Origin of the sequence: Frigoribacterium sp. PhB116, assembly GCF_004364285.1 — a bacterium.
Lineage (GTDB): Bacteria > Actinomycetota > Actinomycetes > Actinomycetales > Microbacteriaceae > Frigoribacterium.
Genome location: NZ_SOBE01000002.1, coordinates 582,420 through 598,357 on the forward strand (window position 1 = coordinate 582,420; position 15,938 = coordinate 598,357).

Annotated in this window: 15 protein-coding genes; 6 read left to right on the forward strand and 9 right to left on the reverse strand. The window is 73.9% G+C overall.

The genetic code is table 11. From position 1 onward, the window contains the following. Positions 1-164 precede the first annotated feature (164 nt). Positions 165-1,097, reverse strand: coding sequence for a type IV toxin-antitoxin system AbiEi family antitoxin domain-containing protein (locus tag EDF20_RS09205; protein ID WP_133738450.1), 933 nt, complete (start codon positions 1,095-1,097; stop codon positions 165-167). A 274-nt stretch (positions 1,098-1,371) separates the two neighbouring features. Between EDF20_RS09205 and metG the strand changes: the two genes are divergently transcribed. The 5 genes from metG to EDF20_RS09230 are packed head-to-tail and all read left to right on the forward strand — an operon-like array spanning position 1,372 to position 6,265. Then, positions 1,372-2,940, forward strand: a complete 1,569-nt coding sequence (metG, locus tag EDF20_RS09210; RefSeq protein ID WP_133738451.1) for a methionine--tRNA ligase — start codon at positions 1,372-1,374, stop codon at positions 2,938-2,940. After that, entirely contained in the window at positions 2,937-3,896 is a 960-nt protein-coding gene (locus EDF20_RS09215; protein WP_133738452.1) for a TatD family hydrolase, read from the forward strand. Before metG ends, EDF20_RS09215 begins: the two co-directional genes overlap by 4 nt. Beyond that, a complete protein-coding gene (gene rsmA, locus EDF20_RS09220) occupies positions 3,896-4,735 on the forward strand; it encodes a 16S rRNA (adenine(1518)-N(6)/adenine(1519)-N(6))-dimethyltransferase RsmA (protein WP_123548022.1) in 840 nt (279 codons plus the stop codon). Before EDF20_RS09215 ends, rsmA begins: the two co-directional genes overlap by 1 nt. A 17-nt stretch (positions 4,736-4,752) precedes the next feature. After that, positions 4,753-5,313, forward strand: a complete 561-nt coding sequence (locus tag EDF20_RS09225) for a hypothetical protein (protein ID WP_133738453.1) — start codon at positions 4,753-4,755, stop codon at positions 5,311-5,313. 13 nt (positions 5,314-5,326) lie between these two features. After that, complete coding sequence (locus tag EDF20_RS09230; protein WP_123548024.1) at positions 5,327-6,265, forward strand: 4-(cytidine 5'-diphospho)-2-C-methyl-D-erythritol kinase; 939 nt, start codon at positions 5,327-5,329, stop codon at positions 6,263-6,265. A 92-nt stretch (positions 6,266-6,357) separates the two neighbouring features. Here EDF20_RS09230 and EDF20_RS09235 read toward each other — a convergent pair whose 3' ends face one another. Next, complete coding sequence (locus EDF20_RS09235; protein WP_133738454.1) at positions 6,358-8,049, reverse strand: hypothetical protein; 1,692 nt, start codon at positions 8,047-8,049, stop codon at positions 6,358-6,360. On the opposite strand from EDF20_RS09235, the gene EDF20_RS09240 reads away from it, so the two are divergent. After that, positions 8,048-9,289 (forward strand): ThiF family adenylyltransferase, encoded by a 1,242-nt coding sequence (locus EDF20_RS09240; RefSeq protein WP_133738455.1) that lies wholly within the window; start codon positions 8,048-8,050, stop codon positions 9,287-9,289. The genes EDF20_RS09235 and EDF20_RS09240 overlap by 2 nt on opposite strands. 111 nt (positions 9,290-9,400) lie before the next feature. On the opposite strand, the gene EDF20_RS09245 is transcribed toward EDF20_RS09240, so the two are convergent. The 7 genes from EDF20_RS09245 to EDF20_RS09275 all read right to left on the reverse strand — a co-directional run bounded on the left by EDF20_RS09245 (position 9,401) and on the right by EDF20_RS09275 (position 15,910). Next, entirely contained in the window at positions 9,401-9,670 is a 270-nt protein-coding gene (locus tag EDF20_RS09245; protein ID WP_233569118.1) for a MoaD/ThiS family protein, read from the reverse strand. Between the two features lie 2 nt (positions 9,671-9,672). Then, positions 9,673-10,776, reverse strand: coding sequence for a GTP 3',8-cyclase MoaA (moaA, locus tag EDF20_RS09250; RefSeq protein WP_133738456.1), 1,104 nt, complete (start codon positions 10,774-10,776; stop codon positions 9,673-9,675). A 169-nt stretch (positions 10,777-10,945) separates the two neighbouring features. Then, positions 10,946-12,184: an ATP-binding cassette domain-containing protein gene (locus EDF20_RS15890; protein WP_208292614.1), complete on the reverse strand. Its 1,239-nt coding sequence runs from the start codon at positions 12,182-12,184 to the stop codon at positions 10,946-10,948. Next, the gene (locus EDF20_RS09260; RefSeq protein WP_123548028.1) at positions 12,160-13,068 is read right to left on the reverse strand and encodes an ABC transporter permease; all 909 of its coding nucleotides are present in this window, start codon (positions 13,066-13,068) and stop codon (positions 12,160-12,162) included. The genes EDF20_RS15890 and EDF20_RS09260 overlap by 25 nt, the downstream gene beginning before the upstream one ends. A 10-nt stretch (positions 13,069-13,078) precedes the next feature. Further along, positions 13,079-13,945 (reverse strand): molybdate ABC transporter substrate-binding protein, encoded by an 867-nt coding sequence (gene modA, locus EDF20_RS09265; RefSeq protein WP_133738457.1) that lies wholly within the window; start codon positions 13,943-13,945, stop codon positions 13,079-13,081. Further along, the gene (locus EDF20_RS09270) at positions 13,942-14,418 is read right to left on the reverse strand and encodes a TOBE domain-containing protein (RefSeq protein ID WP_133738458.1); all 477 of its coding nucleotides are present in this window, start codon (positions 14,416-14,418) and stop codon (positions 13,942-13,944) included. Before EDF20_RS09270 ends, modA begins: the two co-directional genes overlap by 4 nt. Before the next feature lie 37 nt (positions 14,419-14,455). Continuing rightward, positions 14,456-15,910, reverse strand: coding sequence for a glycosyltransferase family 87 protein (locus EDF20_RS09275; protein ID WP_166644791.1), 1,455 nt, complete (start codon positions 15,908-15,910; stop codon positions 14,456-14,458). Between the last annotated feature and the right edge of the window lie 28 nt (positions 15,911-15,938).

Sequence of the window (15,938 nt, forward strand, 5' to 3'; positions counted from 1 at the left end):
CGCCCACCCGCCGCCGGTGACAGGAAGCCGCCGACCCCGACTGTGACCCGCCGCCGACCACGGGAACCCGCCGGCTCGGACTGGGATCCGCCGCACGCGACGGGAACCCGCCGACTACCTGCGTGCACGCACCGCTCCCGGGACCGGCCCGGGGCGGCTCCTGATCAGCACGTGCGGCGCACTCCGGTTCCGCGCATCATGGCCTCGAACTGTGTGCGGCTCCAGGCCCGGTCCCACGTGGGACGGCGGAACTCGAAACCCTGCTCGCGGAGGTCGTCCTCGCGGACCTTCTCCTTCCAGTGCTCCTCACCGGTCATGAGCTGAGCGACGGGCCCGTACTTGTACCGGCCGTCTGCCTCGACGATGAGGCCGGGCCCTGCTCTCCGCGCCCGCCAGCGCCACAAGCAGTCCACGAACGCTCGCCTCCCGCTGAGGAGCGGGAGACGGGCCTGCTGCTCGGGTCGTTCCCACCCGCCCTCGAAGCACCGCACCTGCACCAGCGACTCCAGCGGAGACTGCGACGCGGTGGTGGCGAGACCGAGCGCGGCGAGGGCCCTCTTCGAGCCCGGGTGCCGCCTCCTCGGCTCGAGCTCGGCCTCGACCGCATCGAGCGTCGTCGTCCTGCGGAACAACGCGTGGTCGAGCATGGGGACCGAGACAACGAGCGGGTGCGCGAGCGCGACGTCGGCGAGGGTCCGCTCGAGCGAGGTGAGGTAGAAGTCGCCGAGCTCGACGGGCTCGCACGGCACAGTCGAGCGGTGCGCGCTGATGCTTGCCTCCGACCGGCCGCCGCCGACGTCCGACCGCAGCGAGTCGAGCCGCCTGGGCAGGCCGCCGACGACGGGGAGTCCGTGCAGCACGGCCGCCGACCGGTGGCTGATGAGCAGCTCGCCCGGCCTCGTCGCGACGATGCCCCGCGCTGCGGCGACGAACCGCTGCCTGTCGTCCAGTTCGTCCCAGGCGCGGCGTTCGGCGTAGGCACCGGGAGACACGCGGACCACGTCGCCGCGAGCGGCCAGCCGTGAGAGTGCGGAACGGTCGACCCCGCGCCGGGCGAGCTGGCGCGAGGTCGAGACGAGGAGTTCGGAAGGGTCCACGGAGCGATCGTCGCGGCCCTCAGGTGCGACGTGGGCCGTCGGCTGCGCAGCTGTGGAGGATCCGTGCGCGAACGGACGTGGGGTGGAGCGACGAGGACAGAGGTTCGGTGGGTCGCCGTCGCCCTAGGCGGGTGGCCGCGGACCCGCCGCGGGCGACAGGAACCCGCCGAACCCAGAGCAGGGAGCGACGGGGCCCTGAGCCCGGCAGACGGGCGTCAGCCGAGGAGGCGCGGGCCGCGTCACGGCGTCGGCGGCCGCACCTAAGATGGTCCCCATGCCCGCCGGCGACTCCTTCTTCATCGCAACGCCCATCTTCTACGTCAACGACGTGCCGCACATCGGCCACGCCTACACCGAGGTCGCGGCCGACGTGCTCGCCCGCTGGCACCGCCAGCGCGGCGACGACACGTGGCTGCTCACCGGCACGGACGAGCACGGCCAGAAGATCCTCCGCACCGCGACCAGCCACGACGTGACGCCGCAGGCGTGGGCCGACAAGCTCGTCACCGAGTCCTGGAAGCCGCTGCTCGAGACGGTCGACATCAGCAACGACGACTTCATCCGCACCACCGACGAGCGCCACGAGAAGGGCGTGCAGCAGTTCCTGCAGAAGCTCCACGACGACGGCTACATCTACCAGGGCGAGTTCGAGGGCTACTACTGCGTCGGCTGCGAAGAATACAAGCAGCCGGGCGATCTCGTCGACGGCACCGGGGCGTTCGAGGGCGAGCAGGTCTGCGCGATCCACTCGAAGCCCGTCGAGCTGCTGAAGGAGAGCAACTACTTCTTCCGCATGAGCGACTTCGAGCAGCGCCTGCTCGACCTGTACGAGTCGCAGCCCGACTTCGTCCAGCCCGAGAACGTCCGCAACGAGATCGTGCAGTTCGTCAAGCAGGGCCTCCGCGACCTGTCGATCTCGCGTCAGACGTTCGACTGGGGCGTCAAGGTCCCGTGGGACGAGAAGCACGTCGTCTACGTCTGGTTCGACGCGCTGCTCAACTACGTCACGGCCATCGGCTACGGCGTCGACGACGAGCAGTTCGACCGTCGCTGGCCGGCCGTGCAGCTCGTCGGCAAGGACATCGCGCGGTTCCACGCCGTCATTTGGCCCGCCATGCTGATGGCCGCGGGCCTGCCCGTGCCGAAGGCCGTCTTCGGCCACGGCTGGCTGCTCGTCGGCGGCGAGAAGATGTCCAAGTCGAAGCTGACCGGCATCGCGCCGCAGCAGATCACCGACGTCTTCGGCGCCGACGCGTTCCGCTACTACTTCATGCGCGCCATCACCTTCGGCCAGGACGGCAACTTCTCGTGGGAGGACATCTCGGCCCGCTACCAGGCCGAGCTCGCCAACGGCTTCGGCAACCTGGCCTCCCGCGTCATCGCGATGATCACGCGCTACTTCGACGGCACCGTCCCCGTCGCGGGCGAGCTGACCTCTGCCGACCTCGCCGTCCGCGAGACCGAGCTGCGCGTCACGGCCGCCGCCGACGGCGCTATGGACCGCTTCGCGATCAACGAGGCGCTCTCGTCGATCTGGGAGCTCGTCGACGTGCTCAACGGCTACATCACCGAACAGGAGCCCTGGGCTCTCGCCAAGAAGGACGACCAGCGCGAGCGCCTCGCGACCGTGCTCGCCACCGCGCTCCGCGGCCTCGGCACGCTCACGGTGCTGCTGTCGCCGTTCATGCCCACGGCGACCCGTACCCTGTGGGAGGCGATCGGCCAGGGCGAGCTGACCAGCCAGCCCGTCGACCGTGCCGCCGAGTGGTCGAGCGCCCCGACCGTGCAGCCCCTCGCCGCGGGGCTCTTCCCCCGCATCGAGCAGCCCGAGCCGGCCGCATGACCGACGAGCGCAGCGGCGGCAGCGTCGACGGCCAGGGCAGCGATGCGACGCCCGCGCACGTCCGGCACCGCTCGTCCACCGAGTCGGGCGGGCAGGCCCGCGACCTGACCTACCCGCCGAGCCCGCAGGCGCTCGTCGTGCCCGTGTACGACAACCACACGCACCTCGAGATCGCCGACGGGCAGAACGCGCTCGACTACCGCGAGCACCTCGACCGCGCGTCGAGCGTCGGCGTCCGCGGCGTCGTGCAGGTCGGCACCGACCTCGAGACGTCGCGCTGGTCGGCCGACATCGCCGCCCGTGAGCCCCGAGTGCTCGCGGCCGTGGCGATCCACCCGAACGAGGCGCCCCTCCTGGCGGCCCGCGGCGAGCTCGCCGACGCCCTCGACGAGATCGACGAGCTGGCCGCCCGCCCCCGCGTCCGCGCCGTCGGCGAGACGGGCCTCGACTTCTTCCGCACGGGGGCCGAGGGCCGCGACGCGCAGCTCGAGTCGTTCGCCCGGCACGTCGAGATCGCGAAGAAGCACGACCTGGCCCTGCAGATCCACGACCGCGATGCGCACGACGAGGTCGTCGACCTGCTGCTCGAGGTCGGCGCCCCGGCGCGCACGGTCTTCCACTGCTTCAGCGGCGGTCCGGAGCTGGCGAGCATCCTGGCCGAGAACGGCTGGTACGCCTCCTTCGCCGGCACCGTCACCTTCAAGAACGCCGCGCCGCTGCGCGAGGCGCTCGTGCAGCTGCCCCGCCACCTGGTCATGGTCGAGACGGATGCGCCCTACCTCACGCCGACGCCGTTCCGCGGCCGGCCGAACGCGCCGTACCTCATCCCGCACACGCTCCGGTCGATGGCCGAGACCATCGGCACCGACGTCTCGATGCTCGCGGCGCAGATCTCGTCGAACACCGAGCTGGTCTACGGCTCGTGGACCGACGAGCCCGTGACGGTCGAGGGCTGATGTCGCGCTCGACCCTGCTCGGCCCCGCCGAGATCCGCGACCTCGCCGACCTGCTGGGCATCCAGCCGACGAAGAAGCTCGGCCAGAACTTCGTCCACGACGCCAACACGGTGCGGCGCATCGTCGCCGCGTCTGGCGTGTCGGCCGGCACCTCCGTCGTCGAGATCGGGCCCGGCCTCGGCTCGCTCACGCTCGGCCTGCTCGAGGCGGGCGCGGACGTCGTCGCCGTCGAGATCGACAAGCGCCTCGCCGCGCAGCTGCCGACGACCGTGTCGCTGTTGCAGCCCGCGGCCGACCTCTCCGTGGTCGTCGACGACGCCATGCGCGTCGTCGAGCTCCCCTCGGCGCCGACGCACCTCGTCGCCAACCTGCCCTACAACATCAGCGTGCCGGTGCTGCTGCACTTCCTCGAGCACTTCCCGACGCTGACGCGCGGCCTCGTCATGGTCCAGGCCGAGGTCGGCCTGCGGCTCGCCGCCGAGCCCGGCTCCAAGATCTACGGCTCGCCGAGCATCAAGGCGGCCTGGTACGGCGAGTTCTCCACGGCAGGCCAGGTCAGCCGCCAGGTCTTCTGGCCCGTGCCGAACGTCGACAGCATCCTCGTCGCCTTCGACCGCAAGGAGGCGCGGGGCACCGAAGAAGAACGCCTCGCCGTCTTCGAGCTGGTCGACGCCGCGTTCCAGCAGCGCCGCAAGATGCTGCGGCAGTCGTTGTCGGGCGTCTACGGCTCGTCGGCCGCCGCCTCCGACGCCCTCGTCGCCGCCGGCCTGCCGCCGACCGAGCGCGGCGAGCAGCTGACCGTCGACGACTTCTTGGCGCTGGCACGGGCGACGCGCTGACCGGACAGGGGAGGCGGATGGACGGGCAGGGCGGCGACGACCGACGGCGACGTCCTGTCATCAGCGACGCCCGGTTGGCGTCGGGGACCGGACGCAGCAGCGAGCAGTGGTTGGCGTTGCTCGACGGGGCGGGCGCGACGCGCCTGTCCCATGCACAGATCGCGCGCCTCCTCGTCGACGAGCACGAGGTGCCCGGGTGGTGGGCTCAGTCGATCACCGTCCGTTACGAGCAGGCACGGGGCATGCGACTGCCCGGGCAACAGCCCGACGGCACCTTCACGGTGGCCGTGAGCCGCAGCCTCCGCGGCGAGCCCCTCGAGCTGCTCGACCTCAGCGTCGAACGGTTCGCAGAGTTCGCGGGGGGAGAACCCCACTCGACCAGTCGTGCCGCGGCGCACCCGACCGCCCGGTGGCGCCTCGACGGCGACGTACGCCTGCAGTTGATGGTCTCGCCCGGCGCGGGCGGCAAGTGCAGCGTCAGCCTCACCCAGAGCCGTCTCCGGCTGCCCGAGCGGGTCGAGCCCGCTCGCGAAGCCATGACCCGTGCATTCCGGGTCATGGGGGACCGACAGAACTGACTAGGTTGGGACCATGAGCTCCGTGGCCGGCCCGACCGTGGTCCACACCCGTGCCCCGGGCAAGATCAACGTGTTCCTCGCCGTCGGCGACCTGCAGGACGACGGCTACCACGAGCTCGCGACGGCCTACCAGGCGGTGTCCCTCTACGAGGACGTGCGGGCACGCAAGGCGGACGACTTCACCGTCCGGGTGACCGCGGGCCCCGGCGTCGACGTCTCGGGGGTGCCCACCGACGAGAGCAACCTCGCGGTCCGTGCCGCCCGCCTCCTCGCGACGACCACCGGCTACCGGGGCGGCGTCGACCTCAGCATCGAGAAGGCCGTGCCCGTCGCGGGCGGCATGGGCGGCGGCTCGGCCGACGCGGCCGCGACGCTGCTGGCCTGCGACGCCCTCTGGGGCACGGGCCTCGGCCGGGACGACCTGCTCAAGCTGTCGGCCGAGCTGGGGGCCGACGTGCCCTTCGCCTTCGCGGGCGGCACCGCCGTCGGCACCGGCCGCGGCGACGAGCTCAGCCCCGCGCTCGCGAAGGGGCAGTTCCAGTGGGTGCTGGCACTGGCCGACTTCGGGCTGTCGACGCCGACCGTCTACCGCGAGCTGGACGAGCACCGGCTGCGCCACTCGAGCGACATCTCGCCCGTGCGCCAGCCCGTCGTCGACACCGGCGTGCTGCAGGCGCTGCGGGCCGGCGACGCCGAGCTGCTCGCCGACGTGATGCACAACGACCTCCAGGCGCCCGCCCTGCACCTCGAGCCAGGGCTCGGCCGCGTGCTCGAGCTCGGCGAGGGCAACGGCGCCCTCGCCGGGATCGTCTCGGGCTCCGGGCCGACCGTCGCCTTTCTCGCACCCGACCTCGACGGCGCCCTCGAGCTGCAGATCGCGCTCAGCGCCGCCCGCCTCACCGTCGTGCGGGCGACGGGGCCCGTGCACGGCGCCCGCGTCATCACCGACTAGGAGGCGCGGGCGGGGCACCGCACGACGCTCGCGCCCTCGGAGGGCCCGCCTGGTCCGGACGGCCGACCCGCGCCTCCTCGGCTCGCGTCGGCTCAGCGCGTGAACTTGAGCACGTTGGTGCGGGTGAGGCCCCACTCCTCGTCGAGCGTGAAGCCGACCGAGCCGAGCTGCTCGGTGACGCGCGGCCGCCAGTCCTGCTTGTCGCTCGTGATCAGCCAGACGACGTCGAGGTCGTCGGTGCGGTCGAGCACGTCGCCGAGCGGGTACTGGGTCTCCCAGAGGCCGTCGGTCTCGTAGCCGGGAGTCTCGAGCGTGAAGTCGGACATCCCGCGGAAGGCCTCGGGGTAGGTGTCCTGGATGATGCGCGACGTCGCCTTGGGGTGGCGTCGGACGGGCCCGAAGACGACTCCCTCGCGGGTGCCGGGGGCCTCGGCCGCCCGCTCGCCGGCGACGAGGTCGGCGACCTGGTCCCACGCGGACGAGTCCTTCGCCTCGGGCTGTCGCTGCTCGACGTACGTGGGCGAGGTCAGCACGACGGCGACGAGCAGCACCAGCGCGATCACGCGACGCCATGGGATCGCCGCGACGGCGACGGCCATCGTCATCGCGATGGCGGGCGTGCCGAAGGTCAGGTAGCGCGGCGAGTAGAGCGGGTCGACGACGAGCGAGACGCCCACGAGGCCGACGGTCGGCACGACCATCCACGGCAGCACCACCTCGGCGAAGCCGCGGGCGGCGGGCACGAGGCGGAGCGACAGCACGACGAGGGTCGCGCCGGCGCAGACGAGGGCGAAGACCGCGAAGTTCTCGTTGCCCTGGAACCACTGCGTCACGAGCACGCCGCGGAGCGTGCTGAAGCTCGGCCGTTCGATCCAGCTGACCTGGCTGTTCTGCGAGGCGATGAACCAGGCGAGCGGCAGGCTCGCCAGGCCGGCGACCCCCGCCCCGGCGAACCAGCCGAGCAGCGCCCGGCGCGAGGACCGCACCGAGGTGGCGCCCGAGGCGGGCACGACGGCGACGGCGCCCGTGCGTGCCCACTCGTCGACGGCCGAGCGCTCGGCGGCGTGGTCGCGCCGGTCGCGCAGCACGCGGACGAGCATGGTCAGGGCGTGCCCCACGACGAGCAGCGCGATGTAGAGGAAGAAGGCGCAGGCGACGACGGCGAGCAGGGCGTAGCCGACCCACCAGAGCGTGATCGACCGGCGGGTGCGGGCGTGGCCGTCCTCGGCGGTGCGCCGGGCGGCCACGACGAGCACGAGCGTGAGCGCGACGGCGAAGAGCGCCGAGAGGGCGTACGAGCGACCTTCGCCGCCCATCCAGGTCACGCGCGGCAGCAGGACGAAGAGCAGGCCCGCGACGACGGCGGTGCGCCGGTCGACGAGGATGCGGGTCAACGACACCGTGAGGCCGGCCGCGACGCCGGTGGCGAGGGCGCTCGGCACCCGGAGCGACGTGGGCGAGTACGGGAACACGTCGAACCACAGGTGCATGAACGCGTAGTAGGCGGCGTGCACGAGATCGACGGTGTGGATCATGGCCCAGAGCTGGCCCCAGGTGCGGGTGGCCGAGACGACCGTCGCGGCCTCGTCGTACCAGACCGACGGGACCCACAGGAAGGCACCGGAGACCAGCGTCGCGAGCACGCCGATCAGCACCGCGTCGGTGTGGCGACGGCCCAGGAGGCGCGCGGGCGACGAAGGCGTCCGCGGCTGCTCGGGCTCCGCGTCGCGGGTTACTGTGGGCGGGGTCGTGTCGTCCGCGGCCGTTCTCCGGAGGTCTGCCATGTCGTCACTGCCCCCTCTCGTCTCGGTCGCGTCGGGCTCGTCGGGGCCGGTGGCCGGGGACGAGACCGACGAGCGCTGGTCGCGCACCGTGCGGCTGCCGGGCTTCGGCCTCGAGGCCCAGGCCCGACTGCGCGCGGCTCGCGTGCTGGTCGTCGGCGCCGGCGGTCTGGGATCTCCGGCTGTCCAATATCTCGCAGCCTCGGGTGTGGGGACGCTGGGAGTGGTCGACGACGACGTCGTCGACCGGTCGAACCTACAGCGTCAGGTGCTCTTCGGACCTGGGGACGTGGGCCTGCCGAAGGCGCGGATCGCCGCCGAGCGCGTGCGGGCGACCGCCCCCGACACGCACGTCGTCGTGCACCCCGTCCGGCTCTCGGCCGACACCGCTTCGATCCTCGACGGGTACGACGTCGTCGTCGACGGCAGCGACTCGTTCGACACCTGCTACGTCGTCGCCGACGAGGCCGCGGCTCGGGGGCTGCCCGTCGTCTGGGGCAGCGTCGCCCGGCTCGACGGCCAGGTCAGCGTCTTCTGGGACGCCGCGCCCGACGGTCGCGACGTCGACTACCGCGACCTGCACCCGTCGCCGCCGTCGGGCGGCTGGGACGAGTCCTGCGCCGACGTCGGGGTGCTCGGACCGCTCTGCGGCACCGTCGGCGCGGTCATGGCCAGCGAGGTCGTCAAGCTCGTCACGGGCGTCGGCGAGCCCCTGCTCGGCCGCGTCGTGACGATCGACGCGGGCTCCGCCTCGTGGCGCGAGAGCCGCCTCCGGCGCGCTCCGCACCGGGCCCGGGAGCGGGCGGCGGCGAACGAGGTGCGGACGGCCAGGGTCTCCGGGGCGTCGCACGGCGGACACGAGGAGGCGCGGGCCGGCTCGCCGACACCGCTCGCCGACCAGCCCCGCGGCACCCGCAGCCCCGACGTGTCCGCCGACGAGCTCGCCGAGCTGCTCGCCGCGCGGGACGTCGGCGAGGCGGCGTTCACCCTGCTCGACGTGCGCGAGCCCGACGAGCACGACTTCGCGCACCTGCCGGGCGACGTGCTCGCGGCGGGCCTCGGGGTCCGCACCCGTCAGAGGCCCGAGCTCGACCCGGAGCGCCCCGTCATCGCGTACTGCGCCCGCGGCCCGCGCGCCCGGGCGGCCGCGGAGCTGCTCGTCGCCGACGGGTTCGACGTGGCCGTGCTCGACGGGGGCATGCTCGGCTGGCAGCTGCGCGCCTCCTCGGCCGCCCGCCCCTGACCGCGCCGTTTCGCCGGGTGAGGCCCGTAATTTGAGAGTGATCCGCCTCACACGAGTGCCGAGGCGCGGCAGAGCGGCGCCATGATCGTGGATCTGTCTCGGACTGCGGGCTCAGCCGCCGGCGAAGGGCGGCATGACGTCGACCACGTCGCCGTCGCCCACGACCTGCTCGCGGTCGCGCGTCGTCAGCCCGTCGACGAGGAACGAGCAGCGCAGCAGCACGTCGCGCCAGTCGGCCGCCGACGTGCCCTCGACGGGCCGCACCTCGGTGAGCAGCCGCCCGATCGTCGCGCTCTCGCCGTCCGGCACGTCGACGACCTGCTCGTCCCGGCCGACGGCGGCGCGCGCGGCGGCGAAGAACCTCAGGGTCGTGCGGGTCACGGTCAGCCTCCGATGGCGCTCATGGTGCGGACGGGCTGGACGAAGTCGTCGCGGTCGATGCCGTGCGAGGCCGGCTTCGCCCACATCGCGCCGCGCCACAGGTCGGCGAGCTCGGCGTCGCTCGCCCCGGTCCGCAGCGGGTCGCGCAGGCCGGTCTCGGCGTCGCCGAACAGGCAGCTGCGCACGCCTCCCTCGGCGGTGAGGCGGGTGCGACGGCAGTCGCCGCAGAAGGGCTCGCTGACCGACGCGATGATGCCGACGGTGCCGACGAGGTGGGCCTCAGCGCCGAGGCCGACCACGTCGAACCTCTCGGCGGGCGCACCGTCGCGGGGAGCCGCATGCGGGCTCAGCACGAAGCGCTCGGCGAGTCGTCCCCGGATGTCGTCGGCCGTCACGAAGGAGGCGCGGTGCCAGGTCCGGTCCGCGTCGAGCGGCATCTGCTCGATGAAGCGCAGCTCGTGCCCCCGGTCGAGAGACCAGGCCAGCAGGTCGGCCGCCTCGTGGTCGTTGACCCCGGGCAGCAGCACCGCGTTGATCTTGATCGGGGTGAGCCCCGCGGCCGCCGCGGCGTCGACTCCGGCGAGCACCTTGTCGAGGAACGGGCGGCGGGTGAGCGTCTCGAACGTCTCGGCGTGCAGCGAGTCGAGCGACACGTTGATGCGGTCGAGGCCGGCGTCGCTGAGTGCGCGCGCACGCTGCGCGAGGCCGATGGCGTTGGTCGTCAGCGAGATGTCGGGTCGCGGCTCGAGGGCGGCGACCCGCCGCACGATGTCGACGAGATCGGCGCGCAGCAGCGGCTCTCCGCCGGTGAACCGCACCTGGCGGACGCCGAGGTCACGGACGCCGATGCTCACCAGGCGGACGATCTCGTCGGCGCTGAGGGCCTGGTCCTTGGGCAGCCAGGGCAGGCCGTCGGCCGGCATGCAGTAGGTGCAGCGGAGGTTGCAGCGGTCGGTGAGCGACACGCGCAGGTCGGTCGCCGTCCGGCCGAAGCGGTCGAGCAGGCCGGGGGCCGAGTCCGGCCCGGGACGCGGCGGCAACGCGGCGCCCGTCTCGCCCGCCGCGAGACGGCGGGGGATCGTGGGCAGACCGAGCGAGACCGTCATCCCCTGAGAGTAGGCGACGCCGGCGCGCGCCGCTGCGCTCCGCAGGTCGATTCCGCAGGAGGTGCGGGCGTCACGAACCTCGGAGTGGACGATGCACCCCGTCGTGTCGGTGCATCGTCCACTCCGGGGTTCATCGCACCGTGCGGGCCCGGCGGGCTCGCGCTCACGCTCACGCGATCGTGACGCGCCCCGGGTCGAGCAGCAGCCCGACCGGGTCGCCGCGCCGGAGCCGGGCCCCGTCGGCGGTCGCGAGGGGCAGCTCGGCGACGGCCGAGAGCGACCCCTGGTCGGTGACGACGGTCACGGCCAGCCGCGAGAGGCGTTGCTCGACGCTCACGACGCGTGCCGGGATCGGGACGTGCAGGGCGCCTCCTGCAGGCTCACCAGGTCCGTCGTCCCAGGCCTGGCCGGACTGCCCGGCCCGCCCGGCGTCCCCTGCCTGATCGCCGGGCCCGCCGAGCCCCACCAGCGTCACGGCCTCGACCGGCACCGACACCCGCGCGGGCCCGTCCGCCGGCGGCCGTGTCGACGACACGGTGAGCCCGCCCGGCAGCAGGGCGCGAGCTCCGAGGCTCGTCGCCGATGAGTCCGTCGGCGTCCACACGGTGGCCCCGGTCAGCGAGGCCACGTACGAGGTGTGGGGGTCGGTGAGCACCTCGGTCGGGATCCCGCGCTGGACGACGACCCCTCCCTCGAGCACGACGACGCGGTCGGCGAGCGCGACGGCGTCCACGGGGTCGTGCGTGACGAGCAGCGTCGCGACCCGCACCTCCTGCAGCACGTCGGCGAGCGCCGTGCGCACGGCCGGGCGCTGCTCGGCGTCGAGGGCCGCGAGCGGCTCGTCGAGCAGCAGGAGGCGCGGGTCGGCCGCCAGCGCCCGCGCCACCGCCACGCGCTGCGACTGGCCGCCGGAGAGCTCCGAGGGCCGGCGACCGGCGAGCGACGCGAGACCGACCCTGCGGAGCTCGACCTGGGCCAGCTCGCGGGCCGCACGGGCGGGGACGCCGCGGCTGCGGGGACCGAAGGCGACGTTCTCGAGGGCGGTGAGATGCGGGAACAGGCGGTGGTCCTGGAAGACGGTGCCGACGCGGCGGTCGCGGGCAGGGACCCGGGCGGCCGGCCCGTCGTCGGCACCGGGCCCGTCCAGGCCGGGCCCGTCGAGGCCGGGCCCGTCGAGGCCGTACCCGTCCAGGACGTGTCCGTCGACGACCACCCGCGACCCGTCGGCGGGCAGCAGGCCCGCGAGCGCCCCGAGCGCGGACGACTTGCCCGCGCCGTTCGGGCCGAGCAGGGCGACGACCTCGCCGGGGGCCACGTCGAGGTCGAGCTCGAGCGCGAACGAGCCGCGGGCCACCCGCAGCCGAGCGCTCAGCCCGCCCTCGCTCACCGCGCCCCCGTCGTCAGCCACCGGTCGCGCAGCAGCAACAGGACCCCGACCCCGACCGCCAGCAGCAGCAGCGAGATCGCGACCGCCGTCTCGGGATCGCTCTGCTGGGCCAGGTAGACGCTCGTCGGGAGGGTCTGGGTGCGTCCGGGGAACGTCCCCGCGAAGGTGATGGTCGCGCCGAACTCGCCGAGGGCCCGGGCGAAGCAGAGCACGGCTCCCGCGGTGACGCCGGGGGCGACCAGGGGCACCGTCACCCGCCGGAACGCGTACCAGCGCGACGCCCCGAGCGAGGCGGCCGCGTCGTCGAGCCCGCGGTCGACGCCGCGCAGCGCCCCCTCGACGCTGAGCACGAGGAACGGCATCGCGACGAACGTCTGCGCGATCACGACGGCGGCGAGCGTGAACGGGATCGTGATGCCGAGGGCCGCGTCGAGCGGGCGGCCGAGCAGGCCGTTGCGCCCGAGCAGGTAGAGCAGCGCGATGCCGCCGACGACCGGCGGCAGCACGAGCGGCACCGTGACGACCGCTCGCAGGAGCCGCCGCCAGACGACCGGCCAGGTGTCGCTGGCCGTGAGCAGCCACGCCAGCGGGACGCCCAGCAGCAGGCTGATCGCGGTCGCGAGCAGCGCGCTCGTGACCGACACCCGCAGGGCGTCGAGCACGGTCTCGCTCGCGAGCCGCTGACCGAGGGTCGACCACGGGGCACGCACGAGCAGCGCCACGGCCGGCAGCACGAGAAGCGCCAGCCCGACGAGCGCCGGCACGAGCACGGCGACGGGCAGGCGCCGGTCGCGCAGCGCGTCGCGGCCCTGCGGTCGACGCGCACCGCGGGGCGGGCGCGGATCACGGGGGAGGCGGCGGTCGCGTCGACCGGTACGGTCGCGCCGGTCGGGGAGCAGCTGCACGGCGACCGGGTCAGCCGACCCGGAAGCCGGCGTCGGCGAGCGCGTCCTGACCGGTCGACGACAGCACGAAGGCGAGGAACGCCTCCGCGAGGTCGGGGTCCGGGGCGTCGGCGAGGCGAGCGGCGAGGTACGAGGTGGTCGGGGTCGACGCGTCGCCCACCGCGATCCCCTCGACCGAGTCGCCGGCTGTCGCGACGTCGGTCTCGTAGACGAGCGCCGCGTCGACCTCGCCGAGCTCGACCTTCGTGAGGGCGCTCTTCACGTCGGGCTCGAGCGTCGCCGGGGTCACGCTGACGCCCTCGGCCTCGAGCACCGTCGTGGCCAGCGCGCCGCAGGGCACCTCGGCGGCGCACAGGGCGACCTTCACGTCGGGCGAGGCGAGGTCGGCCAGCGACGTCACGTCGCCGGGGTTGCCCACGGGGACGGCGATCTGCAGGGCGTTGCGCGCGAACGTGGCGGGCTCGCCCTCGGCGAGGCCCGCGTCGGTCACGGTCTGCATGGTCGCGGCGCTGGCGCTGAAGAAGTCGTCGACGGGCGACCCGGCGACGATCTGCTGGGCGAGTACCGAGCTGCCGCCGTAGCTGATCGTGACGGTGGTGCCGGGGTTCGCGGCCTCGAAGTCGGCGGCGAGGGCGTCGAAGGTCTCCGTCAGGGAGGCGGCGGCGAGCACCGTGATCTCGCCGGTCGGCGCGGCGGCGGGGCTCGCGACGGGGGTGCCCGAGGCGGTCGGGTCCTCGGCCGCGCTCCCGGAGGAGCACGCGCTCAGCAGGAGCAGAGCGGCAGCGCCGGCGGCGAGGGCGAGGGGCACGCGGGCGGAGGGCGTGCGGGCAGAGGGCGTGCCTGCGGAGGAGGCGCGGGTGCGGCATGCACTCCTCATCGAGCGGTCTCGCCCTCGGTCTCGGCGGGCGCGGGCGCCGTCTCGCCCAGCCGCCCGAGCGTCACGCTCACGTTCGTCGCCTTCGCGCTCGCGACCACGGGGCTGCCGACCTCCAGCCCCAGATCGTCGGCCGCCTCCCTGCTGATCAGCGACACGACCCGGAACGGTCCGGCCTGGACGTCGACCTGCGCCATGACCGTGTCCCGGACGATCGCCGTGACGATGCCCGTGAACCGGTTGCGCTCGCTGACGACCACGCCCGAGGCGTCGCTCCCGGAACCGCCGCGAGGAGGCGCGGCGTGCGCCGCCTGCTCGCTCGCGACGCGGGCCAGCTCCGAGCCGACGACCGCGAGGCGTCCGCCGGGGCCGGGGACGAGCACGAGGCGTCCGGCCTCGGCCCAGCGGCGGACGGTGTCGTCCGAGACGCCGACCAGCGCGGCGGCCTCGCTGACGCGGTACAGGGTCTCTGGCATGCGTCGAGCCTAGCGTCCCCGTACCGCACGTGCGGCCTCAGTCGACAGTCGCCGCCGCACGTGCGGGTCCACGGCTGACGAGTCGTCGCAGTCGACGGGCGTCGGAGACGACGACGTCCCCCAGCCGCTCGGACCAGCCCGGCCCGGCCCGCCAGATCGACACGAGCAGGATGACGAGCACCGCCGTCGCCAGCGACGCCCGCTGCAGGGCCATGTACGGCTCGAGCTGCCGCACGAGCAGGGCGAGCGGGATCGCGAGCCACTCCCACCGCCCCGTCAGCGCGACGAACGGCACGAGCAGCAGCGCGTACCAGGGATAGCGCGGGCTGACGGCCACGAGCACGACGCCGATCATCACGAGCTGGCCGAGCCAGGGGCTGTCGACCGGGGTCTTCACCCAGACGAGGGCGGCCGTCACGGCCAGCAGCAGGGCGACGACGGGCGTCGTCCACGCGTCGGGCAGGAACGCCGACATGAAGACGAACCGGGAGCCGTCCTCGTAGCCCTCCTCCGTGAGGTAGCCGGGCAGGTAGCCGAGCACCTGCCAGCCGGTCGTGGCGACGTACGGCACGTAGAGCAGGGCGAAGGTGACGATCGAGGCGACGACGACCTTCGCCGGCTGGCGGCGCAGCAGGGCAGGGGCGGCGATCGCCGGGATGAGCTTCGTCGCGACGGCGGCGCCGAGCGCGATGCCGCCCCGCCAGCGCCGGCCGGTCGCGACGAGCAGGGTGGCGGCGACGACGAGCACGGCCCCCAGCAGGTCGACGTGCGAGTTGGTGATCCCCTCGCCGACGACGAGCGGGCACCAGCCCCAGAGCGCCGCCCAGCGCGGGTCGAGCCCGCGACGGCGCAGCGTCACGAGCAGTGCGGCGGTCGTGCCGAACACGAGCAGGGCCCCGGTGAGCTGCAGGGGGAAGAACCCGACCTCGGGGCCGACGAGGGCCCGTACGCCCGCGAAGTACAGCTCGGCGGCGGGCGGGTAGATCGTCGGGACCTCCGGCCGGTTGATCGCCGTGCAGACGACGTCGCCGGTCTCGGTGTCGTAGGCGCGGTGGATCTGCCGGTCGGGCTGGCTGCACCGCTCGCCGATCGTGCCGTCGTCTCGGGTGAAGGGCGCCGCCTCCGGGAAGATCCAGTCGGGGCGCAGGTCACGCAGCTCGCCAGAGTCCGGGGTGTGCGCGTAGGGCGAGATGCCGTTCACCTGCACGATGCCGTCCCAGGCGTACCGGGCGGGGTCCGTGCTCGTGTTCGGGTCGCCCGTCAGGGCCGCGCCGCCGACGAGGGCCGTGCCCGCGAGCACGAGGGCCGTGACCGCCCGGGCAGGCACCCGGCGCAGCAGCAGCAGGGCCACGACGAAGACGGCCCAGCACACCGCCGTCCACACGACGTAGGAGGCGCGGAGCTCCTCCCGCAGGAATTCCAGCTCGAGAACGCCCCACGCCACGGACGCCGCCAATCCGGTGACGGCGACGGCCGCGAATAGAGTACGCACCTGTCCAGTCTGGTCGACACCGGCCTGG